At 61.1% G+C, this 24,843-nt stretch carries 19 protein-coding genes and 1 pseudogene; 8 read left to right on the forward strand and 12 right to left on the reverse strand.

Going from position 1 to position 24,843, the window contains the following annotated elements:
• Positions 1-73 precede the first annotated feature (73 nt).
• The gene (locus tag ACW4DH_RS08910) at positions 74-3,277 is read right to left on the reverse strand and encodes an efflux RND transporter permease subunit (RefSeq protein ID WP_459636036.1); all 3,204 of its coding nucleotides are present in this window, start codon (positions 3,275-3,277) and stop codon (positions 74-76) included.
• A 15-nt stretch (positions 3,278-3,292) separates the two neighbouring features.
• Positions 3,293-4,600 (reverse strand): efflux RND transporter periplasmic adaptor subunit, encoded by a 1,308-nt coding sequence (locus ACW4DH_RS08915; RefSeq protein ID WP_459636037.1) that lies wholly within the window; start codon positions 4,598-4,600, stop codon positions 3,293-3,295.
• A 147-nt stretch (positions 4,601-4,747) separates the two neighbouring features.
• Here ACW4DH_RS08915 and ACW4DH_RS08920 point away from each other — a divergent pair, with 147 nt between their 5' ends.
• Positions 4,748-5,368: a TetR family transcriptional regulator gene (locus ACW4DH_RS08920; RefSeq protein WP_459636038.1), complete on the forward strand. Its 621-nt coding sequence runs from the start codon at positions 4,748-4,750 to the stop codon at positions 5,366-5,368.
• 57 nt (positions 5,369-5,425) lie between these two features.
• Here ACW4DH_RS08920 and ACW4DH_RS08925 read toward each other — a convergent pair whose 3' ends face one another.
• The 3 genes from ACW4DH_RS08925 to ACW4DH_RS08935 form a co-directional block, all read right to left on the reverse strand.
• Positions 5,426-6,286, reverse strand: a complete 861-nt coding sequence (locus ACW4DH_RS08925; protein ID WP_459636039.1) for a fructosamine kinase family protein — start codon at positions 6,284-6,286, stop codon at positions 5,426-5,428.
• Between the two features lie 20 nt (positions 6,287-6,306).
• Positions 6,307-8,208, reverse strand: coding sequence for a monovalent cation:proton antiporter-2 (CPA2) family protein (locus ACW4DH_RS08930; RefSeq protein ID WP_459636040.1), 1,902 nt, complete (start codon positions 8,206-8,208; stop codon positions 6,307-6,309).
• Between the two features lie 127 nt (positions 8,209-8,335).
• Positions 8,336-9,469, reverse strand: a complete 1,134-nt coding sequence (locus tag ACW4DH_RS08935; RefSeq protein ID WP_459636041.1) for a GNAT family N-acetyltransferase — start codon at positions 9,467-9,469, stop codon at positions 8,336-8,338.
• 77 nt (positions 9,470-9,546) lie between these two features.
• On the opposite strand from ACW4DH_RS08935, the gene ACW4DH_RS08940 reads away from it, so the two are divergent.
• On the forward strand, positions 9,547-9,849 hold the full coding sequence (locus ACW4DH_RS08940; protein WP_459636042.1) for a DUF4190 domain-containing protein: 303 nt from the start codon (positions 9,547-9,549) through the stop codon (positions 9,847-9,849).
• An 83-nt stretch (positions 9,850-9,932) separates the two neighbouring features.
• Complete coding sequence (gene pncB, locus ACW4DH_RS08945; RefSeq protein WP_459636043.1) at positions 9,933-11,135, forward strand: nicotinate phosphoribosyltransferase; 1,203 nt, start codon at positions 9,933-9,935, stop codon at positions 11,133-11,135.
• A 64-nt stretch (positions 11,136-11,199) separates the two neighbouring features.
• Here pncB and ACW4DH_RS08950 read toward each other — a convergent pair whose 3' ends face one another.
• The 4 genes from ACW4DH_RS08950 to gap all read right to left on the reverse strand — a co-directional run bounded on the left by ACW4DH_RS08950 (position 11,200) and on the right by gap (position 15,359).
• Positions 11,200-12,045: a dienelactone hydrolase family protein gene (locus ACW4DH_RS08950; protein ID WP_459636044.1), complete on the reverse strand. Its 846-nt coding sequence runs from the start codon at positions 12,043-12,045 to the stop codon at positions 11,200-11,202.
• Entirely contained in the window at positions 12,032-13,735 is a 1,704-nt protein-coding gene (locus ACW4DH_RS08955; protein WP_459636045.1) for a sensor domain-containing diguanylate cyclase, read from the reverse strand. The genes ACW4DH_RS08950 and ACW4DH_RS08955 overlap by 14 nt, the downstream gene beginning before the upstream one ends.
• 65 nt (positions 13,736-13,800) lie before the next feature.
• A complete protein-coding gene (locus ACW4DH_RS08960; protein WP_459636046.1) occupies positions 13,801-14,211 on the reverse strand; it encodes a hypothetical protein in 411 nt (136 codons plus the stop codon).
• A 146-nt stretch (positions 14,212-14,357) separates the two neighbouring features.
• A complete protein-coding gene (gap, locus tag ACW4DH_RS08965) occupies positions 14,358-15,359 on the reverse strand; it encodes a type I glyceraldehyde-3-phosphate dehydrogenase (protein WP_459636047.1) in 1,002 nt (333 codons plus the stop codon).
• 169 nt (positions 15,360-15,528) lie between these two features.
• On the opposite strand from gap, the gene edd reads away from it, so the two are divergent.
• The 5 genes and pseudogenes from edd to ACW4DH_RS08990 all read left to right on the forward strand — a co-directional run bounded on the left by edd (position 15,529) and on the right by ACW4DH_RS08990 (position 21,693).
• A complete protein-coding gene (gene edd / locus ACW4DH_RS08970; RefSeq protein ID WP_459636048.1) occupies positions 15,529-17,376 on the forward strand; it encodes a phosphogluconate dehydratase in 1,848 nt (615 codons plus the stop codon).
• On the forward strand, positions 17,373-18,332 hold the full coding sequence (glk, locus tag ACW4DH_RS08975; protein ID WP_459636049.1) for a glucokinase: 960 nt from the start codon (positions 17,373-17,375) through the stop codon (positions 18,330-18,332). Before edd ends, glk begins: the two co-directional genes overlap by 4 nt.
• A 440-nt stretch (positions 18,333-18,772) precedes the next feature.
• Positions 18,773-19,477, forward strand: a pseudogene (locus ACW4DH_RS08980) (D-hexose-6-phosphate mutarotase); the annotation flags it as partial.
• Entirely contained in the window at positions 19,474-20,349 is an 876-nt protein-coding gene (locus tag ACW4DH_RS08985; RefSeq protein WP_459636050.1) for an aldo/keto reductase, read from the forward strand. The pseudogene ACW4DH_RS08980 and the gene ACW4DH_RS08985, both read left to right, overlap by 4 nt.
• 141 nt (positions 20,350-20,490) lie before the next feature.
• The gene (locus tag ACW4DH_RS08990) at positions 20,491-21,693 is read left to right on the forward strand and encodes an alginate lyase family protein (protein WP_459636051.1); all 1,203 of its coding nucleotides are present in this window, start codon (positions 20,491-20,493) and stop codon (positions 21,691-21,693) included.
• A 124-nt stretch (positions 21,694-21,817) separates the two neighbouring features.
• Here the strand turns inward: ACW4DH_RS08990 and ACW4DH_RS08995 are convergent, their stop codons facing one another.
• The 3 genes from ACW4DH_RS08995 to zwf are packed head-to-tail and all read right to left on the reverse strand — an operon-like array spanning position 21,818 to position 24,652.
• Entirely contained in the window at positions 21,818-22,480 is a 663-nt protein-coding gene (locus ACW4DH_RS08995; protein ID WP_459636052.1) for a bifunctional 4-hydroxy-2-oxoglutarate aldolase/2-dehydro-3-deoxy-phosphogluconate aldolase, read from the reverse strand.
• Between the two features lie 35 nt (positions 22,481-22,515).
• A complete protein-coding gene (gene pgl, locus ACW4DH_RS09000; protein ID WP_459636053.1) occupies positions 22,516-23,190 on the reverse strand; it encodes a 6-phosphogluconolactonase in 675 nt (224 codons plus the stop codon).
• The gene (gene zwf, locus ACW4DH_RS09005) at positions 23,177-24,652 is read right to left on the reverse strand and encodes a glucose-6-phosphate dehydrogenase (RefSeq protein ID WP_459636054.1); all 1,476 of its coding nucleotides are present in this window, start codon (positions 24,650-24,652) and stop codon (positions 23,177-23,179) included. Before zwf ends, pgl begins: the two co-directional genes overlap by 14 nt.
• Positions 24,653-24,843 lie beyond the last annotated feature (191 nt).

Raw genomic sequence — 24,843 nt, forward strand, 5'->3', positions numbered from 1 at the left:
CACCGCAGGAGAATGTAGCGACATAAAAAAGCGCCGCAGCGAACGCTGCGGCGCAAGTTTAGTTCACGGATCGTTAGCGATGGGATTGTTGTGCCGTTTCATCCCCCTCTGACGAGGCATCCGCGTCCTGCGACTTGCCCAGCCCCAGCTTGGCGGAAGCCCACTCCTGTGTTTGCATGATCAGCACATAGGCCGCCGGCACGAAGACGGTGGCCAGCAGCGTGATCGAGATCATCCCCCCCACGACGGGCGTGCCGATCTGATTGCGACTCGCGGCACTGGCACCCGTAGCAATCGCCAAGGGCAAGGTCCCGCCGATAAACGCCAGCGACGTCATCACGATGGGACGGAAGCGCTGGCGGGCCGCGATCTGCGCCGCTTCGACAATCGACTTGCCAAAGTGTGTACGTTGCTGCTCGGCGAACTCGACAATCAGAATAGCGTTCTTGGCCGCCAGGCCGACCACTACCAGCAAGCCGATCTGCAGATAGACGCTCGTACTCATGTCACGTAGGAACACCGCGAGAACGGCCCCGATGAAGGCGAAAGGCACTGCCGTGACCACCGCCAGCGGCAAGGTCCAGCTCTCGTACTGGGCGGCCAGGATCAGGAACATCATGAGAATCCCGAAGCTCAGCGCCAGCGTCGCCGCGGTCCCCACATTGATCTGCTGGTATGCCTCACCGGCCCAGCCCATACCGTACTGGCTACCCAGCGTCTCCTGCACCACTTCCTGCATCACCTCCACCGCCTGGCCGGAGCTGTAGCCCGGCGCCGGGCCGCCCTGGAACTGAGCCGCCGTGTAGACGTTGTAGCGATTGAGTACCGAGGGCGCATGGTCGCGCTCCACCGAGACCAGGGCGGAGAGCGGAACCCGCTGATTGTCGCCGCCACGCACGTACACACTGGCGAGATCGTCGGGAGAGCGTCGGAAATCGCCCTCGGACTGGACATAAACCTGGAAATTGCGATTGAAGCGGGTGAAGTAATTGACGAAGGCATTACCGAAGGTGCTCGATAACGTGGCGTTCAGGTCGCTTAGACTCACACCGAGACTGCGTGCCTTGTCCTGGTCGATGGTCATGCGGTACGTCGGCACACTGACATCGAGCGTGGTGAAGACGCGCGACAGTTCCGGCCGCTGGCTCGCGGCCTGCATCACCTTGAGCGAAGCCTGATACAGTTCGTCAGGCGAATCCCCGCCGAACGATTGCAGATACCCGGTGAACCCGCCCGTGGGCGATAGTCCCTGGATGGGCGGCACGTTGAAGGCCATGGTCTGCCCGCCGGGGATCTGCGCCCCGATCTGCATGACCTTGCCGGTCAGTTCGTCCACCGTGATGTCACGTTCCCCCCACGGCTTCATGGTGATGAACATCGTCGCCCTGGCGGTATTCGCCGCTCCCGACAGCAGATCGAACCCGGTGATGCCGACGGCATAATTGACGCCGGGGATCTCCTGGACCCGCTCGGAGAGTTCGTGAACATATGTATCGGTACGCGCCATCGAGGCCCCTGCCGGCAGACTGATCGAGGCAATCGCCACCCCTTGGTCGGTAGAGGGAATCAGCCCGCCGGGAAGTTGTTCGTAGATCCACCAGGATGCCACGCAGCAGCCCGCAAACAGCGCCAGCATGATCAGGGTGTGCCGGATCAGGAAGTTGGCGATGGACATGAAGAAGTTGGTGACCTTCTCGAAACCGGCGTTGAACCAATCGAAGGGCTTCTTGAGGGTATGCACCAGACGCGACTGATGCATCTTGGAATGGTTCTTGAGGAAAATCGCACTAATCGCCGGCGTGAAGGACAGGGCAACCACGGCAGAAATCGCCACCGAGATCGCGATGGTGATGGCGAACTGCTGGTACATCTGCCCAGTCAGCCCCCCCATGAAACCGACCGGGATGAACACTGCCGACATGATCAACGACGTGGCAATGACCGCCCCCGACACTTCTCTCATGGCTTCGAACGTCGCGCTCAGCGGCGTGGCATCCTCATCCTCATCGAGGATACGCTCGACGTTCTCGATGACCACGATGGCATCGTCGACCACGATCCCGATGGCCAGGATCATCCCGAACAGCGACAGCAGGTTGATCGAGAAGTCCAGCAGATACATCCCGGCAAACGTCCCGATGACCGAGATCGGCACCACCGACATCGCGACCAGGGTCGAGCGCCAGCTCTGCAGGAACAGGAAGACGATTACCGCTACCAGAAGCAACGCTTCGATAAAGGTATGCTGCACCGACTCGATCGAGGCATCGATGAACAACGTCGTATCGTAGGGAATCACGTAATCCAGGCCCGCCGGGAAGCGCGACTTGAGTTCGCGCATGGACTGCTTGACCTCGGCGGCCACCTCGAGCGCGTTGGCGCCCGGCTGCAGGTAGATGGCGATCGGCGCGATCGGCGAGTTGTTGACGTAACCCTGCACGCCATAGGTGTTCTGGCCCAGTTCGACCCGTGCGACGTCGCTCAGGCGCAGCGAGGCGCCACTCTCCTCGGTGCGCAGCAGGATATTGCGGAACTGATCGACGCCCTCGAAGCGGCCTTGGGTCGTCAGCGTATAGGTATAGGGCGTGGGGTCGTTCAGCGGCTCGGCCCCCAGCTTGCCTGCAGCGATCACGGTATTCTGGGACTGGATGGCTGCCCGCACTTCCGCCGGCGTCAAGTCATACAGCGCCAGCTTATCCGGGTTGAGCCATACCCGCATGGCGAACTCCTGGTTGCCCAGCACCTGGGCATCGCCCACGCCGGGCAGCTGATTGAGCTCGTCGGTGATATTGAGGTTGGCGTAGTTGTTGAGAAACAGCGAGTCGTACTCGCCCCCTTCCGCCATCAGCGCAATGAACATCAATACGCTGTTCGAGCGCTGCTCGACGGTGATGCCCTGGGCCTGCACCTCGCTGGGCAGACGCGACAGCGCCCGCTGCACCCGGTTGTTGACGTTGATCGTGGCGGTCTGAGGGTCCGTGCCGATGTTGAAATACACCTGCATCGACATGGTGCCGGCATCGGAACTGGTCGAGGTCATGTAGATCATGTCCTCGACGCCGTTGACCTCCTCGGAGAGCGTGGCCGCCACGGTGTCGGATATTGTCTGGGCATCGGCGCCCGGATAGGTCGCCGACACGTTGACACTGGGAGGCACCACCTGGGGATACTGTTCGATCGGCAGCGTGCGTGCCGCCATCAGACCGATCAGCGTGATGATGACCGACAGGACCGTGGCGAATATCGGGCGCCTGATGAAAACGCTGGAAAAATTCATCCGTCTACTCCGCCGTTAGCCCTGCTCATTTTGTGCCGGGGCCGTGTCCGATGAGGTGTCACTCGGTGTGCCCGCCTTCTGACCGCCCTGAGGATCGGCGCTTTCCGTCTGGGCATTGTCGCCACCCGTGGTCTGGGCGTCTTCCTCCTGGACCACCTCGGGATCGCCGTCGAAGGGCTGTGGATCGATCTCGTCACCGGCACTGATGCTGCCGATCGCACTGACCACAACTCTCTCGCCGGGCTGCAGGTTGCGGGTCACAATCTGCCAATCGCCTGCCTGCTCGCCCAGATCGACGAAACGACTCGTGGCCTTGTTGTTCTCATCGAGCACGAACACCTGGGGCCCCTTGAGGCCCTCGGTCACGGCCACCCCGGGGACGACCAGCACCTGGAAACGCTGCAGTCCTTCTAGCGCCACGCGTACGAACTGGCCGGGAAGGAAAAGCTGCTCTTCATTGTCGAAAACCGCCTCAGCCTGAACCGTGCTGGTGGCTTCGTCGACGCGCGAGCCGAGGTAGTCAATCCGTCCTTGCAAACCTTCGCCTTGCAGGTCTGCTGACAAAGTGGGCGCGCGCAGCCGTGCACTGACTTCCGGGGCATCGGGCATGCGGCGTTGCTGACGCAGAGCCACAGCATCCGCTTCAGGCAGCGAGAAGCGCGCTTCGAGGGTCTGCATCGGGGTGATCGTGGCCAGCTCCTGAGGCGGCTGAACCAGGTTGCCGACATCCACCTCGCTCAGACTGATCTGGCCGGAAACCGGTGCTTCCACCGTGGTGTAATCGAGATCGAGCTGGGCGTCGTCAAGCGCTGCCTGGGCCTGCCCCACGGCAGCCTGGGCAGTCTGCAACGTGGCCCGCGCCTCGTCCAACTGCTGCTGGCTGACCGAGTTCTGCTCATAAAGGCTCTGATAACGTTCCCAGTTGCGCTGGGCCCGGGACTGCTCGGCTTTGGCGCTCTGCAGGTCGGCTTCGCGCTGACGTACGGCCGCCTCGTAACGCGCGGGCTCGATGGTGAACAGCAGGTCCCCCTTCTCGACCCGAGCGCCCTCGGTATAGTGACGCTCCTCGAGCACACCGGCGACACGGGCCACCACGGTAACTTCCTGCTCACTTCTCAGCAGGGCCGGGTAGCTCTTTTCCAGCTGCACGTCGCGAGACTGAACCGTCATGACCTGTGCCGGCCGGGGAGGCTTGTCCTGCTGCCCGCCCCCTTGCTGGGACTGCTGCGAACCCTCTTCACTGCCGCCACAACCTGACAGCAGTAATGCCAGCAGCATCGCGCTCATGGTCGCGATACTCTTGTTCATTGTCATCAGACGCATGTCTGCTCTCACCCTGGGTATGCTGATTCGAATTCCGCGAGCTTACAAGCATACATACATGAATGTAAACTTCGGATGGTTACGGTAGGATGTTTCCTGAATACACGAAACGACTCCTAAAGAAGTCGACACTGTGAGGGCCACGCTATGCCCAGACGAACGAAGGCCGAGGCCGAGGCCACCCGTGAGACTCTGCTTGATGCCGCCGAGATCATCTTTCTCGAAAAAGGGGTCTCGCAGACCTCACTGGAACAGATTGCCCGACAGGCCGGCATGACCCGGGGAGCAGTATATTGGCATTTCAAGAACAAGGCCGACCTGTTCAATGCCATGCTCGATCGGGTCAAGATGCCATTGCAACAACTGATGGATGACATCCATGCCGAGCACTGCCCCGAGACGCCACTGGAGACGCTAAGGCTAGCCACGCATCACGCTTTTGCGATACTCGAACGCCCCCGCTCAAGGCGGGTGCACACCATCTTGCTGCATCGCTGCGAGTTCGTCAGCGACATCAACCCCGTCGAGCTGCAGACCCGCCTGGCACGTGAATGCGAAGATGTCGTCCAGGACTGTTTCGAGCAAGCGGCAAAACAGGATCAGCTGATCCAAGGCCTGAAGCCCCAAACCGCCGCCATGATGTGGCACTCCATGATAGGCGGACTGTTTCACGACTGGCTGCGCGACCCCGAACGCTACTCCATCCGCGAGACCGGCGGTGAGGCCATCGATCAACTGCTGCGCATGATGCTGTACCGACAATCATGACAATCATGCGCAGCATAGCAGGAGTTTCCTCCTGCATTGTGAGGATAATGTTTTTATCTAGTGCGTATCGTTGAGCGCGGCGATAGCGTGCTCGACACCCGAGCGGTAGATGCCGCCGAACAATAGCAAGTGATTGAGGAGCGGATAGAGCTGAAACAGTGTCTGCCGTCTCGGCCAGTCATCGGGACGGTTGCCGTTCCAGTAGGCTTCGAAGAAGGTTTCGCCGGGCGAGCCGAACAACGTCAGCATGGCCAGGTCGACTTCCGGATAATGCGCGTAGACCGCGGGGTCGATGATTGCCGGCCCCTGAGCGGTATACAGCACATTGCCCGACCACAGATCGCCATGCACCAGGCTGGCCGGTGCATCCGGTAACCAGCTTTCCAGTTGGCCGGCCACGTGTTCCAACATGGCAAACGTTTGACTCTCCAGCAGTCCCTTGTCGAGACACGTCCGCCCCAGCGGCAGCAGGCGCCGCTCACGCTGAAACGTGCGGCCATCGGCACTTGGGGTGTTGGGCTGGGGCGTCAGGCCGCAGGCGTTGTCACTCGGCCAGCCATGATAGGCATACTTGACGCCATGCAGCGCGCGCAGCCCCTCACCCAATGCCGCCGCATTGCCGGGCCCGTTACGGGGCTCGAGATATTGCATGACCAGCAGCTCTTCCGCTTGGCCTAGCACCTCGGGAATCCGCAGTGTTGTGCCTGCATCGCGCAGCGCCCGTAAGCCATCAGCTTCGCCGCGAAGCCGAGCGGAATCGTCACGCTTGACCACGACAGGCCCTTGCGCAGTATCGGCCCGCCACACTGCGCTGATATCACCGCCTGACAATCGGCTAATCGACCCATTGACGCTTAACCCCAGACGTTCGAGGCCTTCACGCACCGCAGACGTTTGCCCGCACCTATCCCTTGGCATGTCATGGATTCCTTGGCTTTTCATAGCTTCGCCGTACTCCCTTGCGCCGACGACTCGGGACGGCCTTCGGCATGCGCCGCCTTGGCGACCCGTTCGCGCTCCATCCGCTCCTGCTCCGCCAGCTCCGTTTCTGCACGCAGCTTATCTTCGCGATCACGCCGGTCGCTGAGATCCTTCTGAAAGAGCAATTGCAACTCGGCCATGGCGGCACGCTCGTTGGCGACTAGCGTCTCGCGGTCATTGCGATGTTCATAGGAAGTGGCAAACAAGGTGTTATCGAAATCGCGAAACGTACGTACCGCGTCCGAGGCATTGGAGCTCGGATAGCCCAGCCCCTTGAGCACTTCATGGCTCATTTCCAAGCTTGAGGAGAAGGTTTCGCGAATCACCGCCTCGACACCGATCTCCATCAACTGCCAGGCATGATGGCGATTGCGGGCGCGAGCGTAGACCTTCAGGTGAGGGAAATGCGCCCGGGCCAGACGGGCTATCTCCAATGCGGCATGCTCGTCATCTACCGCGATGACCAGCACCTTGGCCTGCTCGGCCCCGGCAGCACGCAACAAGTCGTGGCGTGTCGCGTCGGCATAGTAGATACGCGAGCCAAAGCGGCGAATGAACTCCACCTGAGCGATGTTGGGGTCAAGCGCAGTGAAGGCGATGTCCTGAATCTTCAGTACACGCGCCACAATCTGGCCAAAGCGACCCAGGCCGGCAATCAATACCGGCGGGGTATCGTCGCCAAAATCCGAGTCGAAAGGTCGCGTCTCCTTAAGTCGGTTGCTCAGCCGCTCACCGGTGCGATACAGCAGTGGCGTCAAGGCCATGGTAATGGTCACCGCGGCAATGCACAGGCTGGCAACGCGCTGATCGAAGACTCCGGCGCTGACCGCAGCGGTCAGCAGCACGAAATCGAATTCACCCCCCTGGGCGATGACCGTCGCCAGCCGCGGAATCTCGGTACGCGGCAAGCGCGACGCCCAGCCCACGAGAGCAATGACGAGCATTTTCGCAACCAGCAATATCAGCGTGATCCCTGCGACCCATAGCAGGTTGTTGAACACCAGAGTCAGATTCACCGACATGCCCACGGCAATGAAGAACAGCCCGAGCATCAGCCCCTTGAAGGGTTCGATATTGGCTTCCAGCTCGTGACGGTAGACCGTGTCCGCCAGCATCACACCGCCCAGAAAGGCGCCCAGAGCCATGGAAAGCCCCGCCCACTCCATCACCAGGGCCATGCCCAGCACCATGAACAGTGCCGCCGCGGTAAACAGTTCATGGACTTCGCTACGCGCCACGAAGGCGAGCACGCGCGGGAATACCAGACGGCCGAAAACGATGGCGGCGATCACCAGGCCGACACTGCGAGCGACGCCCAGCCATATGTCACCGGGCTGCTGCGTCTCGATTCCTCCGGAAAACAGTGGCAATACGGCGAGCAATGGAATTACCGCCAGGTCCTGAAACAGCAGGATGGAGAAGGCGGCCTGCCCGTGAGGGGTGGCCAGATTATGCCTTTCATTAAGTACCTGCAGGGCAAAGGCCGTAGACGATAGCGCCAGAATCATCCCCAGTAGAATCGAGACTTCCAGCGGTAGATCCAGCATCAGGCCGATAGCGGAAAGTAGCGCGCCACAGCCGAGCATCTGGGCGCTGCCCAGCCCCAGCAAACGCTTGCGCATGCTCCAAAGCCGCTTGGGCTCAAGCTCAAGGCCGATGATAAACAACAGCATGACCACCCCGAACTCGGAAAAATGCAGCACCGATTCCGGCTCGCTGACAAACCCTGAAATCGAGGGTCCAAGCACTACGCCGATGGTCAGGTACCCTAGAATCGCCCCCAACCCCAACCATTGGAACAGCGGTACTGCAACGATGGCAGCCCCCAAGATGATGGCAGCCTCGAAAAGAAAATCCATATGAGTAGGTTCCTTCCCAGAAGTTACTCCATGCTAACGCCAGCGGCGCGCCGAGACTACGCGATTCGTGGCGATCTGACGTTTCGCCCGCTATTCGTCATCACGCCCCTGCATCAGCCCGACCGTATTAGTCATGGCGAAACGGCAGACGCGACAGACATTGCCGATAGTAGGCTGCGACATAGTCACGCTCCTCGGTACAGAAACGTGCCACCGCCTCACGAAACTCAGGATGTGCGAGATAATGTAGCGAGCGCGTGCGCAGCGGCGCAAAACCGCGAGTGAGCTTATGCTCCCCCTGGGTCCCCGGGTCGAAGCGGGTCAGCCCCTGAGCCAGACAGTATTCGATACCCTGGTAGTAACATACCTCGAAATGCAGGCAGTCCGCTTCGACCTCACTGCCCCAGTAGCGTCCGTAAAGTGTCTTGGTGCCTTTCAGACAGAGTGCTGCGGCAACCGGCTCATCCTCCAGGCGCGCCTGTATCAGCAGCAGCGCTTGCGGCATGCTGTCACGCAAGCGCCGGAAAAACTCAACTCCCAGGTAACCGCTCTGGCCACGCTCCAGATAAGTGAGCTGGTAACAGCGAAAGAAATGCTCCAACGCGGCATCGTCAATGGCGTCTCCCTCTAGCCGGTGCAGCGTCAGGCCCTGCTCGGTGACCTTTCGACGCTCCCGGCGGACCTCCTTGCGTCGCCGGGACGTCATCGCCGCGAGAAAGCCCTCGAAATCCCCATAACCGGCATCCGCCCATTGAAACTGCACGGCCTGACGCTCCAGCAGCGCGTGACAGGCGGTCTGCCACTGCGTGACCTCCTCCTCTTCGGCAAACAATAGATGCCAACTCGGGGTGGGTGTCTTGTGGATGGTGGCATAGAGAGCCGACCGCGCCGCGCTGGGATCGACATGCGCCGCCAGCGCCAGACGTGGCCCGACCGCGGGCGTGAAGGGAATCGCCGACAGTTGCTTGGGATAGTAATGCCCGCCGGCACGCTCCCAGGCATCGGCCCATGCCCAATCGAAAACATACTCCCCATAGGAATGCGTCTTGAGATAACGCGGCAAGATTCCCACCAACTCGCCCTTCTGACGCAACAGCAAGTGACATGGCGTCCAGCCCGTACGTGGGCCGACAGCACCTGTCGATTCGAGCGCCGACAGGAACTCATGACGCAAGAAAGGGTAATCGGCATCTACCAAGGCGTTCCATGCCTCCCTCGACACCGCTTCGGTGCTCGCTGATTCTTGAACTTCGAAACCCATCGTGTTCCCTCTGCGGTCGATTCCCGATGCTTCCATCCCATGCTAGGGTGGCGCTATTTCCTGCCACGGAGCAAGTCATGCCCCAGGATACTTTACGCTCCTCGCTGCGGGGCTCCCCACCGGAGCCAGGCACCAATATCATGGCACTCATGGGGTTCGCCCTGAGCGTCTTGGGCTTCTTTCTACCGCCTGCCGCCCTGGGCGGAGTCGTCTGCGGTCATCTGGCCCGCCACCAGATTCGCAGCAGCGGAGAAAAAGGCGACACTTGGGCCCTTGCAGCCCTGATACTGGGATATTTGTTAATATTGTTGTCGGTTGCCGGACTATTGTTGTTCGGCGGTTTCATGATCGCCATGTTCGGTATCGTGGCGTTCATGTAGCGGCATAGCTGCAGGCCATTGGAGTGCACAAGCCCTCTTACGCTAAGCTAAACATGACTTTTACATCACCGTTCGGGGACAAGATGCTGAATTCGCTGCTGGATAACGATTTTTACAAAATCACTATGCAGAATGCAGTGATTAAGCGTTTTCCCTACGCACGGGCGCGTTATGCCTTCATCAATCGCGGCGGGCATGCGTTCCCACCGGGATTCGGTGAGCATCTCCGCGAGGCGGTGGACGCGATGCAAGCCATCACGCTCAGCGATGCGGAAAAACGCTTTTTGGAAGAAACCTGTCCTTATCTCGACCCGACGTACCTGGATTTTCTCGCCGGCTATCGCTACAACCCCGGCGAAGTGCACATCGAGCAGCACGGCGAAGACCTATCGGTCACCATCGAGGGATTGTGGTATCGCACCATCCTTTGGGAGGTGCCGCTGATGGCCATGATCAGCGAACTCTGGTACCGCCTGCGCCACGAGACCCGCGATGACGATGAAATCGTCCTGCAACGCACCCATGAAAAAATCGAACATTACCAGCGTCTGGGGCTCAAGGTGGCCGAATTCGGCACTCGCCGACGCTACAGCTACGACGTACACAATTGTGTGGTGGCCGGCCTCAAGCATCACAGCGGCGAGACGTTCACCGGTACAAGCAATATTCACCTGGCCATGCGCCACGGCGTCAAGCCGATCGGCACGCACGCTCACGAATGGTTCATGTTTCATGGCGCTCGCTTCGGCTTTCGCATGGCCAACAGCCTAGCGTTGGAGCATTGGGTGGACGTCTATCGTGGCGATCTGGGCATTGCGCTGACCGACACCTTCACCTCGGCAGCCTTTTTCGACAGCTTCGACAAGAAGTTCGCCAAACTCTTTGATGGAGTGCGTCACGATAGCGGCGATCCACTGGAATTCGCCTCCGCGACGATTGCCCATTATCAGCGCCTGGGAGTCGATCCGCGCGCCAAAACCATCATCTTCTCCGACGGACTGACGCCGGAGCGGGTCGAACGTATCGAAGCCTACTGCCGGGGACGCATCGGCATGGCCTTCGGCATCGGCACCAACTTCACCAATGATGTCGGCGTCACGCCGATGAACATGGTCATCAAGATGACCGAAGCTCAACCCGAGGGGCAACCCTGGATGCCCGTGGTCAAGCTCTCCGACGTACCTGACAAGCACACCGGTGATCCCGAGACGATCGCACTGGCCAAACAGGTATTGGCCATTTCACGGCGCACCCAGCCAGCCACGCGTCCCTCGGGCCTCACTTGACCCCCTCTCAAGTGCGTCGCCCCGGCTTGTCCGGGGCAATGAGGGAAGCCTGACGGTCACATCATTACTGATTGAGGGTGCGGTCCAATGTCAGCAGCGCCGCCTGCCAGGACGCAGCATCCGCCGCCGCGTTATATCCCAACGGCAGGTCGTATTCCGCCGCCAGTGCATCAGCGTTGGGATTGGTGAAGGCATGCGTGGCTTCAGGATACTGTATCACCTTGACCTCGGTTCCCTGGGCCTCGAGCATCTCGACCATGGATGTGAGCGCTTCGGCATCGACCAGCGGATCTGCGGCGCCGTTGTGAATCTGCACGACGCCACTGAAGGGTTGCGGGGTCGATACCGCCTGCACCGGGCTGCCGTGAAAACTGATCGCGGCTTGTAGCGGCATCCCGGCCAACGCCATGTTCATGACGACACCACCGCCAAAACAGTACCCGATCGCTGCCATACGGTCGTCGCGCACCGCCGGGTACTGGCGCAGGGCCGCCATCGCTGCCTCTAGCCGGGCACGTGCCGCCGGCCAGTCCTGCATGACCTGGCGGGAGAACTCCTTGGCCTCGCCGGGATGCTGCGCCGTTTTGCCCTCGCCATACATATCCACCGCCAGCGCCACGAACCCGAGTGCCGCAAGTTGATCGGCACGCCTTTTAGCGTAGTCATTGAGGCCCCACCACTCGTGGACGATCAACACTGCCGGTCGAGGCTCGCTATCGTTGGCGTTGTGCGCCAGATACCCCTGGAAGGACTGGCCTCCGGTGCCGTAGGAAAAAGTTTCACCGACAACGCGGGGCCCTTGTTTGGCGGCAATTTCCTCCGCCCCGCTACTGAAGCTGATAACGAGCAGTATGCAGGCCAACAATACTCTTCCCAAGGGAACCTCCCGTTTATCGTCATGAATAGTCATCGCGGACATCCCCCTGGTAGGCGGGCGCTTGGTGCACCCGGTTACGACCATTGCGTTTGGCCGCATACAGCCCCATGTCGGTACGGTGCAACAGCGATTCCGTACCTTCGTCGACATGACGCTCGGCAGCGCCAAAGCTGACGGTAAAATGCAGCCAGTGGCCATGGAACTCGACTCTGACGCCTTCGAACTTCTTACGCAGGCGTTCGGCCAGGATCACCGCCTCGTTCAGCGACTGCCCCGACAGCACCAAGGCGAACTCCTCCCCACCGATACGTCCAAAGACATCCTGCCCGCGCAAGGTGGTGCGGCATATCTCACCGACACAAGCCAACACCAGATCACCCGCCGCATGTCCCCAAGTATCGTTGATCGTTTTGAAATGATCGATATCGAAAATGATCAGCGACAGACGTGAAACCGTATGGTCGGCAGCCTCCAGCGCACTGCGCAGGCAGCCCAGGAATGCCCCCCGGTTGAGCGCCCCCGTCATGCTGTCGGTCGTCGAAAGCTCATGCAGCCGGAGTTCGCGATGCTTGCGATCGGTAATGTCGCGTGATACCGCCAACACCCACTCATAACGGCCATTGACTGGATTGATATAGGGGGAGCAACTCGTTTCCAGCCATACATAATGGCCTTGTTGGTGACGGATGCGTAGCTCCATGCGCAACGTATCGCCCCGGCATGAGGCTTCATGTACCAGGCGCTGTACGCGCGGCGCATCGTCGGGCGGCAGGAATTCGAGCAGAGCGCGTGCCTCAAGGCGCTCGGGCACATAGCCGAGCACGTTCTGTACCGAGGGCGAAACAAAACGGCAACGGCCCTCGATGTCCATCAGCAGAATCAAGTCGCTGACGTTCTCGACAATGAATCGATAGCGCCGCTCGCTTTCGACAAGCCCCATCTGGGCGACCTTTCGCTCGGTTACGTTCTCGCAGAAACCGTGCCATAGAATCGAACCGTCGGCTTCGAGCTGCGGCGTAGCGTGTCCATATACCCATAGCTCCTGGCCATTGGGATGCCGATAACGGAATTCCCAGCGCCACACTTCCAGGCGTCGTGCGCAGCGGCGTATGCTTTTCCACAGCCCATCGATATCATCAGGATGCACACGCTCAAAGGCAGAGCGGGGATCAGCAGTAACGCTCTCAAAGGACAAACCGAACAACGGCTCTATGCCCGAGCTGACCAATGGAAACGTCAGGGTGCCGTCCGGTGCCATCCGGCATTGATAGAGTACTCCGGGCAGTTGATCGCTAAGCCTTTCGAACTGACGGAGGAGCGCGTGGCGTTCGGTAATGTCGGCCAGCGAGCCAACCAATTCCACAACGGCCCCTTGCTCATCACGATGGATCGCAATCTCGTCCTGGATATAGCGCTCGCTACCATTCTCGTGGCGCAGCCAATAATGCAGGTTCACTTGCTCGTGGCCGGCATCGATGGCGGCATGCAAGCGCTCAAGCAACAAGGATACCGGCTCCACCACATGCGCCAGCCAATGTGGCGGCGCCTGCTCAAGAAGCTTGCGATCCATGCCGACCAGCGATTCAATGTTACTGCTGGCATAGCACAGCTCACCCTGCCACCAACCGGCATCCGTCGCATACACGACAGCCGGAGAAGATCCGAGTAGCGCATCGAGTAAACGCGGGAGTACCGAAAAGTCGTTCGCGGCCGGCATATTCATCTTATTTGCTTGCCCCTTCCTGGGCGTCTTGTATTGGCGCTAGAGCAAGGCCCCAAAGGCGACAATCAACGTACGCCAACCCGTTTTTTAGGTTCGTAATGCAACTCTGATGCCGTATGCATTTGGTGTCGTGGTGTCGCACCCCGCGACGCCGAAGAGTCCTTCTTGCGCTCGGGCACCTCGAGAAAGGCCCGAACCAAAGCGCGCAACTGGTCCATTTCCAGTGCTACACGCTCAGCTTGTGGCTGCCCTGACCAGACGACAAAAATCGCCGGCGCATGACGTGACTGGTCTACGCCGACGATCCGTCCCTGACGGTCATGGCGCGCATCACGAAGCGTAGAGCCTATCAACAGATGGGCTTGGGGAACGTAATCGCGCATATTAAAAAAGCCTGACCATAACGTGACATATCCGCAGAGTTTAACACAGCACTGCGGCTCCAGAACGCCTCTGGTGCCGTCATAGCGCTGCATGCAGCTTAGCACTGTATACACCAGACAAATCAAAGAATACTTTGCGCCTGATCCTATTGTTTAACGGACCCGTCAAAACGCAATAAGGCGCCCGAGAGCGCCTTAACAGGAGACATGGCTGTTTTATGCAGCCAAAGGCTACTGGCTTATTTTGCCGCCTGCATGGCCAGCGCGGTATCCAGCATGCGATTGGAGAAGCCCCACTCGTTGTCATACCAAGCCATGACCTTGACCAGACGACCGTTGACGCGCGTGTGGTTGGCGTCAAAAGTGGAGGAGTGGGGATCATGGTTGAAGTCGATAGAAACCAACGGCTGGGCGTTAACAGCCAATACTTTCGATGTCGCTGCCGCCTTTTCCATGATGGCATTGACTTCATCCCGAGTGGTATCACGACTAGCGACAAACGACAGGTCCACCAGCGACACGTTGATCACCGGCACGCGTATCGCCAGCCCGTCGAAACGGCCATTAAGCTCCGGCAACACTTGGCCGACTGCCGCTGCGGCCCCCGTCTTGGTCGGAATCATGGATTGTGTGGCACTGCGCGCACGGTACGGGTCCGTGTGATAAACATCGGAAAGGTTCTGGTCGTTGGTATAGGCATGCACGGTGGTCATCAGACCATGTTCGATACCCAGGGCATCATGCAGTGCCTTGGCCACCGGTGCCAGACAATTGGTCGTACAGGAGGCGTTGGACACCACACGGTGTTCCGGCTTGAGGATATGTTCATTGACCCCATACACCACCATGGCGTCCGCATCCGAGGCCGCCGTCGAAATCAACACGCGCCCGGCGCCCGCGTCGAGATGCTTAGCGGCGGCGTCGCGCTTGGAGAACAGGCCGGTACATTCCATGACCAGTGCCACATCCAGCGATTCCCATGGCAGCTTCGCCGGATCGCGCTCGGACAGCGTACGGATGCGGTCCCCATCGACAATGAGCGCCTCATTGTCATGGTCGACCGAAAAACGGAAAGGACCATGTACGCTGTCATGCTTGAGCAGATGGGCGTTCAACGCGGGATCGCCGAGATCATTGATGGCGACCACCTCAATACGATCACGGTAATCGTTTTCGTAGAGAGCCCGCAGCACGTTGCGACCGATACGCCCAAAACCGTTGATGGCGACACGCAGAGTCATAAAGGTTACCTCTTCGTTGGCGTGAACCCCGTCACTAGGGACTAGGATAAGGCTCCAGAATGAAATAATTTTACAACATTTTCTCCATACGCCCCAAAGAATGACAGCCAAAAAGGCTAGATTTTGTTAAGTTTAGCCATATTTCAATGACATCGATGAGGAAGACCCCATGCCCGTCAATGACACCGTCAATCGCGTCACTCAGCGAATCGAGGAGCGCTCCCGCGAGCGCCGCGAGCGCTACGAACAGCTTATGCAGGATCAGCACGGGCGTGGCGTCCATCGCGGCACTCTCTCCTGCGGCAATTTGGCACATGGCTTTGCCGCCTGCGGCACGGAAGACAAGAATCAGCTCAAGCTGATGAACAGTGCCAACCTGGCGATCGTGTCGTCATACAACGACATGCTCTCGGCCCACCAGCCGTTCGAGACCTTCCCCGCCATCATCAAGGAAGCGGCGCGGGCAATGGGATCCACCGCTCAGTTCGCCGGTGGTGTCCCCGCCATGTGCGATGGCGTCACCCAAGGCCAACCCGGCATGGAGCTGTCGCTGTTTTCCCGCGACGTGATCGCCATGGCGACTGCCGTGGCGCTTTCGCACAACATGTTCGACGCCTCACTCTACCTGGGCATTTGTGACAAGATTGTGCCGGGCCTGTTCATCGGTGCCGCACGCTTCGGACATCTGCCGGCTATCTTCGTCCCCGGCGGCCCGATGAAGAGCGGCCTGCCCAACGAGGAAAAATCGCGCATTCGCCAGCTCTATGCGGAGGGCAAGGTGGGGCGCGAGGAGTTGCTCGAGGCCGAATCGCAGTCCTATCACAGCCCCGGCACCTGCACCTTCTATGGCACGGCCAATTCCAACCAGTTGATGATGGAAATGATGGGCCTGCATCTGCCGGGCGCCTCCTTCGTCAACCCCGGGACCCCGTTGCGCGATGCCCTGACCCGCTATGCCACCGAGCAGGCGGTGCGCAACTCAGAGCCCGGCGGCGACTACCGGCCCTTCTGGAAGCAGGTCGACGCCAAGGCCATCGTCAATGCCGTCGTCGGCCTGCTGGTCTCCGGAGGCTCCACCAATCACACCATGCACTTGATCGCCATGGCGGGCGCCGCCGGGCTGACCTTAACCTGGGACGATTTCGCCGAGCTTTCCCGCGTGGTGCCGAGCCTGACGCGCATCTACCCCAACGGCAAGGCGGACGTGAACCACTTCCAGGCCGCCGGCGGCATGAGCCTGCTATTCCGCGAGCTGCTGAACGCCGGCCTGATTCATGGCGACATTCCCACGGTATTCGGCACCGACCTCACCGCCTATACCCAGGAACCGTTCCTCGAGGAAGGCAAGCTGGTATGGCGCGAGGGTCCCGAGACCAGCCTCGACGAAGAGATTTTGCGCCCGGTCGCCCGCCCCTTCGCGCCAACCGGCGGGCTGACGGTTCTCGACGGTAACCTGGGACGCGGGGTGATCAAGACGTCGGCGGTCAAGCAGGAGCATCACCTCGTCGAGGCGCCGGTACGCCTGTTCGAGGATCAGAACCAGCTCAAGCACGCTTTCGAATCCGGCGAGCTCAACCGCGACGTGGTGGTAGTGGTGCGCTTCCAGGGGCCCCGCGCCAATGGTATGCCCGAGCTGCACAAGCTCACCCCTTTCCTCGGCGTGCTGCAGGACCGTGGTTACAAGGTGGCCCTGGTCACCGACGGTCGTATGTCCGGCGCCTCGGGTAAGGTACCCGCCGCGATTCACATGACCCCGGAAGCCGTGGATGGCGGTCCGCTGGCCAAACTGCGAGACGGCGATGTGATCCGCCTGGATGCCGATAACAACGATCTGCGCGTGCTGGTCGACGAGGCCGAGTGGAACGCACGCGAAGCGATCACCACCGATCTCGCCAACTCGCACCAGGGCATGGGACGCGAGCTGTTCGCCGGCATGCGCGCCATGGTCGGCGGTGCCGAGGAAGGCGCTTCCACATTTGGCGGTTTTGACGCGAATTATCTGGAGGAGACGCGATGAGCCGTCCGGCGCTAATCGGCGACATCGGTGGCACCAATGCCCGATTCGCCCTGGTGACGCCGGGCGAGTTGCAACCGCACGACATTCAGACTCTGCCCTGCGCTGCCTATGCGGGGCTGGAGGATGCCGTACGCGCCTATCTCGATCAGGTGGGCGCAGAAGCTCCCCGCGAGGCCTGCCTGGCGTTCGCCTGTCCGGTGCATGACGATATCGTCAAGATGACCAATAATGATTGGTGCTTCTCCAAGCGCGAAGTCAAGGCGTCCCTGGGCCTCGATCTGTTCAAGGTCATCAACGACTTCACCGCCCAGGCGCTAGGCGTGCCGCACGTGGCCGCCAGCGATCTGGTCGCCATTGGCGCAGGTGAAGCGGAACCCGGGCGCACGCGATTGGTCATGGGACCCGGTACCGGGCTGGGCGTGGCCGGGCTTTTTCCCGGTCAGCACGCCTGGATTCCTCTGTCCACCGAGGGGGGCCATATCACCTTCGCGCCCACCGACGAACGTGAGCTGGATCTGGTACGCTACTTTCGCCAGCGCTACGGTCGCGTCTCGGTCGAACGCATGCTCTGCGGTCAGGGGCTGCTCGATTTGTACATGGCCCACGTCTCGCTGCGCGGCGAACATCCGCGCTACAACACGCCAGCGGAAGTGACCGGCGCGGCGCGGGCCAGCGACCCACTGGCCCGGGAAGCCGTGATGCGCTTTCTCAAGATTCTCGGCGACGTGACCGGCGATGCCGCCTTGATGATGGGCGCCCGCGGTGGCGTCTATCTTTGTGGGGGCATTCTGCCGCGGATGCTGGAGTGGTTGCCACGCAGTCGCTTCCGTGAGGCCTTTGCCGACAAGGGCCGCATGGGAGCCTTCAACGCTGGCATTCCGACCTGGGTGGTGACCGCAGCCTGGACAGGCCTGCTGGGCGCCGCCGAAGCGCTACACAATGAGGAGGTCGCATGATACCCGACGCACTGCGTCAGCTACTCAACGAGACTCATGGACGACGCCAAGCTCACTGGGAAGGGCGTAGTGTATTGCTGATACGCGAGGATTGGGGCGAACTCGCCGTGTCCCTGCAGGGCGCTCAGGTGCTGCACTTTCTTCCCGCCGCCGAGGCGGTCCCACTGCCGGCGGCCGCAGCAACGTCCATCGCGGAAAGCGAGACGATGGATGCCGTGGAGTCCCCCGCGGCGCTCGGCCAGGCGGCACCCGGCGGAGCGTCGCCATCACTGACGGCCCTCGATGAGCCTGCGGCACCCTCCGTGCGCACCTTCGAGTCTCCCGAAGGCGCACCGCAAGGCACCGAGGCAACTTCCTCGCCCCATCCCGAAGTGGCGTTCACTACGCCCGATCCCGCGGCCGTAGCGCTACCCACCGATGCCAGCATTCCCGCCAATGCAGGCTGGCTTTGGGTCACCCCGACACCGCAAGCGGTACCCGGCGCCATACGTGGCGGCATTCCACTGTGCTGGCCATGGTTCGCCAACGAGTCGCCGGACGGACAGGGTCCCATGCACGGCCCGGCGCGCAAGGCCGAGTGGCGCCTCGATGCCGTGGACGAGCATGCCGGCGGTGTCGAGTTGCATCTGTCGCCCGAAACCCGCCTGCATGAACAACTGGCGCCGCGCACGGTCATCCAGGCCAATGCCCAGCGCCTGCATGTGGAGCTGATCACCGAGCATCGCGGGACGACTCCGGTAAAACTGACCGGCGCCTTGCACACCTACTTTGCCGTCAGCCATGCCCACGCCTGTCGTGTGGAAGGGCTGGCCGGCGCGCGTTACCTCGATAAACTCCAGGGATTCGCCGAATCGGAACAGCAGGGCGAACTCGGTGTGCGCGGCGAAGTGGATCGCATCTATCAGTCCAACCGCCCGGTGGTGCTCGACGATGGCCAGCGCCGCCTGCGCATCGCCAAACAGGGTAGCGATTCCACGGTAGTATGGCACCCCGACACGACGCTACCTGGGGATACGCCCGCCGAGGTCGCACAGTATTTTCTATGTGTCGAGGCAGCCTGTACCCGGATCGACCCGGTGTGGCTGGTGCCCGAGGCTCAGCACCTGCTCTCCATGACCATCACTCGCGAGGATGACGCGGCATGACCGACGACCTGCACTTCGACGTTCCCTTTGTGCTGGGTATGATGCGCCTGCATGAACGCCCCGAACTGGCCAACCCCGAGCGCTTCGCCGACTGGCTCGAGGCCCGCCTGGACGAGGGGTTGTACTGGTTCGATCATGCCGACATCTACGGTAACCGCAAGGGCGAACAACTGTTCGGAGCCGCACTCAAGGCACGCCCGGCTCTCAAGCAGCGCGTGCGGGTCGTCACCAAGGCCAATATCGTCCTTCCCAAATGCGACACCTCGCACTTTGGCGTCAAACACTACGATACCTCGCCCGAGTACCTCACCACGGCAATCGACAACTCCCTCTCACGCCTGGGCGTGGAGCGTCTGGACCATTTTCTGCTGCACCGCCCCGACCCGCTATTGGATGCCCAGGCCACCGGCGCGGCGCTGGATGCGATCATCGATTCCGGCAAGGTCGGCGCAGTCGGCGTCTCCAACTTTCTTCCCGAGCAGTGGCGACGCCTGCAGGCCGCCATGCATCACCGGCTCGGCGTGCATCAGTACGAACTCTCCCTGGCACGTCCCGATCCCCTGTTCGATGGTCTGCATGACGCCATACTCGCCGACGGGCAGATTCCCATGGCCTGGTCGCCGCTGGGCGGCGGGCTGATTTTCGAGGACGTCCTCGGCTCGGCCCTGTCACGCATCGCGGAAGGGCTCGGCGCCAGCACTGCCGGCCTGGCATTGGCCTGGCTACGCAGTCTGCCGGGCAAGCCGGCGCCGGTGATCGGTACGCTCAAGGAAGCCCGCATTCAGGAATTGCTGCTTGGCGGCCACCTGGACCTAGACCGCCCCACCTGGTTTGCGCTTCTCGAGGAGGCCCGCAGTCACCGAGTCGCATGATTGCCCATCGACGTCTCCAGCATTCTCGCCGGTGCTGTCTCGCCCCAGACGGAGCCGGCACAGGCCGTTCCGGTGCTGACAAGGAACTGTGAGCCCCGGGACGGCTCCATGAAGGGTTAGTCAATTTCAAGGATGAACATTATGCCCAAGTTAATCGCTCTATCCCTCGGTCTGCTTTTCACCGCCACGGCATGGGCCGCGGAACCCCGTTTCATTACCTATTCCCAAGACTTCCTGGCCGCTGGCAAGGATGTCATCGAGCAGCCTCAGACAGCGCTGGCGCCGGCCTACCAGGCGTTGATCGACGAGGCCGACGAGGCCCTCTCGGCGCCGCTTTACTCGGTCACCGACAAGACCCGGATGCCCGCCAGCGGCGATCCCCACGACTACTTCAGTTTCGCTCCCTACTGGTGGCCCAATCCCGACACCGAAGACGGCCTTCCCTATGTCCAGCGCGACGGCGAGTACAACATGGACACCAAAAGCAACGCCACGGACAAGCAGCGCATGATCGACTTCGCTAAGGATGTACATGCCTTGGGCCTGGCGTACTATTTTAGCGGCGATAAAAAATATGCGGACAAGGCGGCACGCCAGGTCGTCAACTGGTTCGTCGATGACGAGACGCGCATGAACCCCAACATGCGCCATGCCCAGGCCATTCCCGGCCGCGTCGATGGCCGCGGTATCGGCATCATCGACAGTCGGCTACTGATCGAAGTCATGGACGCCGTCGAACTGATCCGCCCTGCCAACGCGTTGAGCGATGCAGATGATCGTGCCGTGAAGCAGTGGTACGCCCAGTTTCTCGATTGGTTGCTGACCAGCGATAACGGAATCGAGGAGGGCCGCGCGGACAACAACCATGGCACCTGGTACGACGCTCAGGTGGTGGCGTTCGCCCTGTTCACCGACCAGCCCGAGATTGCCGAAACCCAACTGGACGTCACCCGTCAACGCATTGCCCACCAGCTCGATCAGGCCGGCAAACAGCCCGAGGAACTCGAGCGCACCCGCCCCTGGCACTATGTCAACTTCAATCTGGAGGCCTATACGAAACTGGGCCGCTATGGCGACATGCTGGGCAAGGATATCTGGCATTACCATACCGACGAGCACAGCCTGAAGGATGGGTTCCAGTTCGTCGCCGATCACGCCGCTAGCGGTGAAAAGTGGCCTTACGAGGAGCTCAAGGGCTTCAAGGCGCCTGCGGCACTCGACAACATGCTAGCGGCGGCCCATGCCTACGAGGACCCCGAGTTCTTCCGCGTTGCCCGCCGGCTGGCCGCCAAGGATCCCGATTCGCTCAGCCTGCTGCTGTATCCGCTCCAGCCCGTGCATTGACCTGGAATGTCGTGTCGTGAACCGGCGTGGCCCCTTTCAGGCCAACACGGCTTCTCGGATAAAAAAAGACCCGCCATCGGCGGGTCGAACAACAGCGTAGGCTGTCGAGAGAGAAAGCGACGATTTACACGGGAAAACGCTCGACGGCCTGGCGGGCCAGCGTGCGAATGCCATCCCAATCGCCATTGTCGATAAGCGCCTTGGGCGCCATCCAGGAACCGCCGACACAGATCACGTTAGGCAACGATAAGTAATCCTGGGCGTTTTCCAGCGTCACGCCGCCGGTGGGACAGAAACGCGCCTCGGGAATCGGCCCGCCGAACGCCTTGAGCGCCGGGGCGCCGCCGTTGGCCTCGGCCGGGAAGAACTTGAAGCGTCGATAGCCGTACTGCCAGCCGAGCATGAGCTCGGACACCGTGGCCACTCCCGGCAGCATGGGGATCTTGCTTTGCACGCCATGCGCAAAGAGTGCCTCGGTCGCCCCTGGCGTGACGATGAAGTCGACCCCAGCGGCTTCGGCCTGACGATACTGCTCAGGGGTGAGCACCGTGCCCGCTCCCAGGCTGACCTCGGGCAAGGCTTCACGCATACGCTTGATGGCGTCCAGCGCGCAATCGGTACGTAGCGTCACTTCAAGCACCGTCAAGCCGCCCTCGACCAGCGCTTGCGCCAAGGGAACGGCGTCCTCGAGACGCTCGACCACGATGACCGGAATGATATTGACCCGCTGGCACAGCGCGTCGAGCTCGGCGATACGGGTGGAAGGCAATTGCTGTTCAATCGTCATGGTAATTCCTGCGGTTCTCTGGCACCCCGGCATGACTAGGGCGCCCAGTAGATGGCTATCGGGCTGGCCAGGAATGCCCGGATGGGCCGTTCACGCACATCGTCGCCACTCAAGGCATGGGCCAGCACCGCACGTTTATCGTCACCGGTCAGGTGCAGGGCGTGGCGCCGCGCCTGATGCAACCGGGTGGCGCTCAGGGTGATTCGCGGCTGAGCTACGCTGGGGGCACGCACCGCCACCGCCGTCTCGTCGGTTGCAAGCGCCAACGCCAGCTCGGGGCTATCGGGAAACAGCGATGCGGTATGGCCATCGCCCCCCATGCCCAGAATGACCATGCTCGCCGGCCAGGGCAGCGCTGCGATACGCCGGCCGACGGCATCGGCACCCTGCTCGGGCGTGGCGTCCCCGGTAGTCAACGGATGAAAGGTCGCCTCGGCGGCGGCATCCACCAGCAAATGTTCGCGCAGCAGGCGAGCATTACTGTCAGCATGCTCGGCCGACACCCAGCGCTCGTCGGCCAGGGTGATGTCGACACGCGACCAGGGCAAGGTCATGGTGGCCAGCGTGGTAAAAAACGCCACCGGCGTCGAGCCGCCCGAGACGACCAGCAACGCCCGCTCCTGCTCGGCGAGATCTTCCTGCAGCGCTTGTGCGACACTCTCCGCCAGCTGGCGGGCCAGCCGATCGCGCGGGGAATCAGTAGTCTTCATACCAGGAGCGTCCGTCTTGGGTAATCATGGCAATCGAGGCCACCGGCCCCCAGGAACCCGCCGGATAGCGCCGCGGCGGGGTATCGCGCTCTGCCCAGCTAGCTTCGAGATGATCGACCCAGCGCCAGGCGAACTCCACCTCGTCACGACGCACAAAGAGATACTGGTTGCCCTTCATGACCTCCAGTAATAGCCGCTCGTAGGCGTCGGGGATTCGCGCCTTGGGAAAGGCGTGGTGGAAATCCAGGTGCAATGGACCGGGGCGCAGACGCATGCCTCTGTCGAGCCCGCTGTCCTTGGTCAGCACCTGCAGCGCGATCCCCTCCTCGGGCTGCAGGCGGATGACCAGCTTGTTGGCGGCCAGTCCCCGCTGATCGGGATCGAAGATGTAGTGCGCCTGCTGGCGAAAGTGGATGACGATCTGCGAGAGTTTCTCGGGCATACGCTTGCCGGTGCGCAGATAAAACGGCACACCCGCCCAGCGCCAGTTGGAGACTTCCAGTTTCATGGCCACGAAGGTCTCGGTGCGGCTCGAGGAATTGGAGCCCTCCTCATCAAGATAGCCGGGCACGCTCTCGCCCTTGATCGAACCGCCGACATACTGCCCGCGTACCACGTTGCGCGTCAGCGCCTCGCCTTCCAGGGGCTTGAGCGCCTTGAGTACCTTGACCTTTTCATCGCGGATAGCGTCGGCATCCAGGTTCGATGGCGGGTCCATGGCGATCATGCACAGCAATTGCAGCAGGTGGTTCTGCACCATGTCGCGCAACTGCCCCGCCTTGTCGAAATACCCCCAGCGCCCTTCGATGCCCACCGTCTCGGCCACGGTAATTTCTACGTGCGAAATCTGACTCTGGTTCCACTGGTTACCGAACAGGGGATTGGCAAAGCGCAGAGCGATGAGGTTCTGTACCGTTTCCTTGCCCAGATAGTGGTCGATACGGTAAATCCGCGACTCGGGAAAAACCTTGCCGATGGCATCGTTGATGGTGTGCGAGGAGGCCAGGTCATAGCCGATCGGCTTTTCCACGACGACGCGGGTGCTGTCGTCCAGACTGCGACTGGCTTCCAGGTTATGGCAGATGTCACCGTAGATACTGGCCCCCACGGCAAGATACACCGTCATCGGGCGCGTGGCGCCCTCGCGCCAGTGACGTATCGCGTCGTAGCCTTCAACCGTGGTGAAATCCAGCCCGGCATATTCCAGGCGGGAGAGGAAGCGCTGCAGGGAGCCTTCGTCGAGTTCGTTGGCCTTGACACGCTTGCCGAGCATCTCGCGCACGCGTGCTCGGAAGTCATCATTATCGTACTCCTGGCGTGCCAGCCCCAGGATGCGTGTGTTGTCGCCCAGCAGGCCATCACGATCCAGATGGTAAAGCGCCGGATACAGCTTGCGCAGAGCCAGATCGCCAAGCGCTCCGAACAGGGCCACATCGACATCGGGCGTAATATCTCGACTCATGCAGCTGCCCCCTCGAGATTGGTTAATTTACCTATAAAATATGTCATAACATGCTCACCAAGCAATTTTTCCGAGTAAACTTACTACAAAATCGACCCAGGGCCTGGCGGAACTATGGTGCTATTGGCGGTCCGCCGCCCTCACGCTAGGATGCTCCGTCAGCTGCAGTTCATTCACGACGTCACAGAGAA

It is taken from the genome of Halomonas sp. WWR20 (genome assembly GCF_054602495.1).

Bases quoted from the DNA above. Each gene is read 5' to 3' on its own strand.
- zwf (WP_459636054.1), bottom strand. From the start codon at position 24,652: ATGAGTCGAGATATTACGCCCGATGTCGATGTGGCCCTGTTCGGAGCG.
- pncB (WP_459636043.1), top strand. From the start codon at position 9,933: ATGCTGAATTCGCTGCTGGATAACGATTTTTACAAAATCACTATGCAG.
- ACW4DH_RS08950 (WP_459636044.1), bottom strand. From the start codon at position 12,045: ATGACTATTCATGACGATAAACGGGAGGTTCCCTTGGGAAGAGTATTG.
- ACW4DH_RS08955 (WP_459636045.1), bottom strand. From the start codon at position 13,735: ATGAATATGCCGGCCGCGAACGACTTTTCGGTACTCCCGCGTTTACTC.
- gap (WP_459636047.1), bottom strand. From the start codon at position 15,359: ATGACTCTGCGTGTCGCCATCAACGGTTTTGGGCGTATCGGTCGCAAC.
- glk (WP_459636049.1), top strand. From the start codon at position 17,373: ATGAGCCGTCCGGCGCTAATCGGCGACATCGGTGGCACCAATGCCCGA.
- ACW4DH_RS08935 (WP_459636041.1), bottom strand. From the start codon at position 9,469: ATGGGTTTCGAAGTTCAAGAATCAGCGAGCACCGAAGCGGTGTCGAGG.
- edd (WP_459636048.1), top strand. From the start codon at position 15,529: ATGCCCGTCAATGACACCGTCAATCGCGTCACTCAGCGAATCGAGGAG.
- ACW4DH_RS08910 (WP_459636036.1), bottom strand. From the start codon at position 3,277: ATGAATTTTTCCAGCGTTTTCATCAGGCGCCCGATATTCGCCACGGTC.
- pgl (WP_459636053.1), bottom strand. From the start codon at position 23,190: ATGAAGACTACTGATTCCCCGCGCGATCGGCTGGCCCGCCAGCTGGCG.
- ACW4DH_RS08920 (WP_459636038.1), top strand. From the start codon at position 4,748: ATGCCCAGACGAACGAAGGCCGAGGCCGAGGCCACCCGTGAGACTCTG.
- ACW4DH_RS08915 (WP_459636037.1), bottom strand. From the start codon at position 4,600: ATGCGTCTGATGACAATGAACAAGAGTATCGCGACCATGAGCGCGATG.
- ACW4DH_RS08960 (WP_459636046.1), bottom strand. From the start codon at position 14,211: ATGCAGCGCTATGACGGCACCAGAGGCGTTCTGGAGCCGCAGTGCTGT.
- ACW4DH_RS08985 (WP_459636050.1), top strand. From the start codon at position 19,474: ATGACCGACGACCTGCACTTCGACGTTCCCTTTGTGCTGGGTATGATG.
- ACW4DH_RS08930 (WP_459636040.1), bottom strand. From the start codon at position 8,208: ATGGATTTTCTTTTCGAGGCTGCCATCATCTTGGGGGCTGCCATCGTT.
- ACW4DH_RS08925 (WP_459636039.1), bottom strand. From the start codon at position 6,286: ATGCCAAGGGATAGGTGCGGGCAAACGTCTGCGGTGCGTGAAGGCCTC.
- ACW4DH_RS08990 (WP_459636051.1), top strand. From the start codon at position 20,491: ATGCCCAAGTTAATCGCTCTATCCCTCGGTCTGCTTTTCACCGCCACG.
- ACW4DH_RS08995 (WP_459636052.1), bottom strand. From the start codon at position 22,480: ATGACGATTGAACAGCAATTGCCTTCCACCCGTATCGCCGAGCTCGAC.
- ACW4DH_RS08940 (WP_459636042.1), top strand. From the start codon at position 9,547: ATGCCCCAGGATACTTTACGCTCCTCGCTGCGGGGCTCCCCACCGGAG.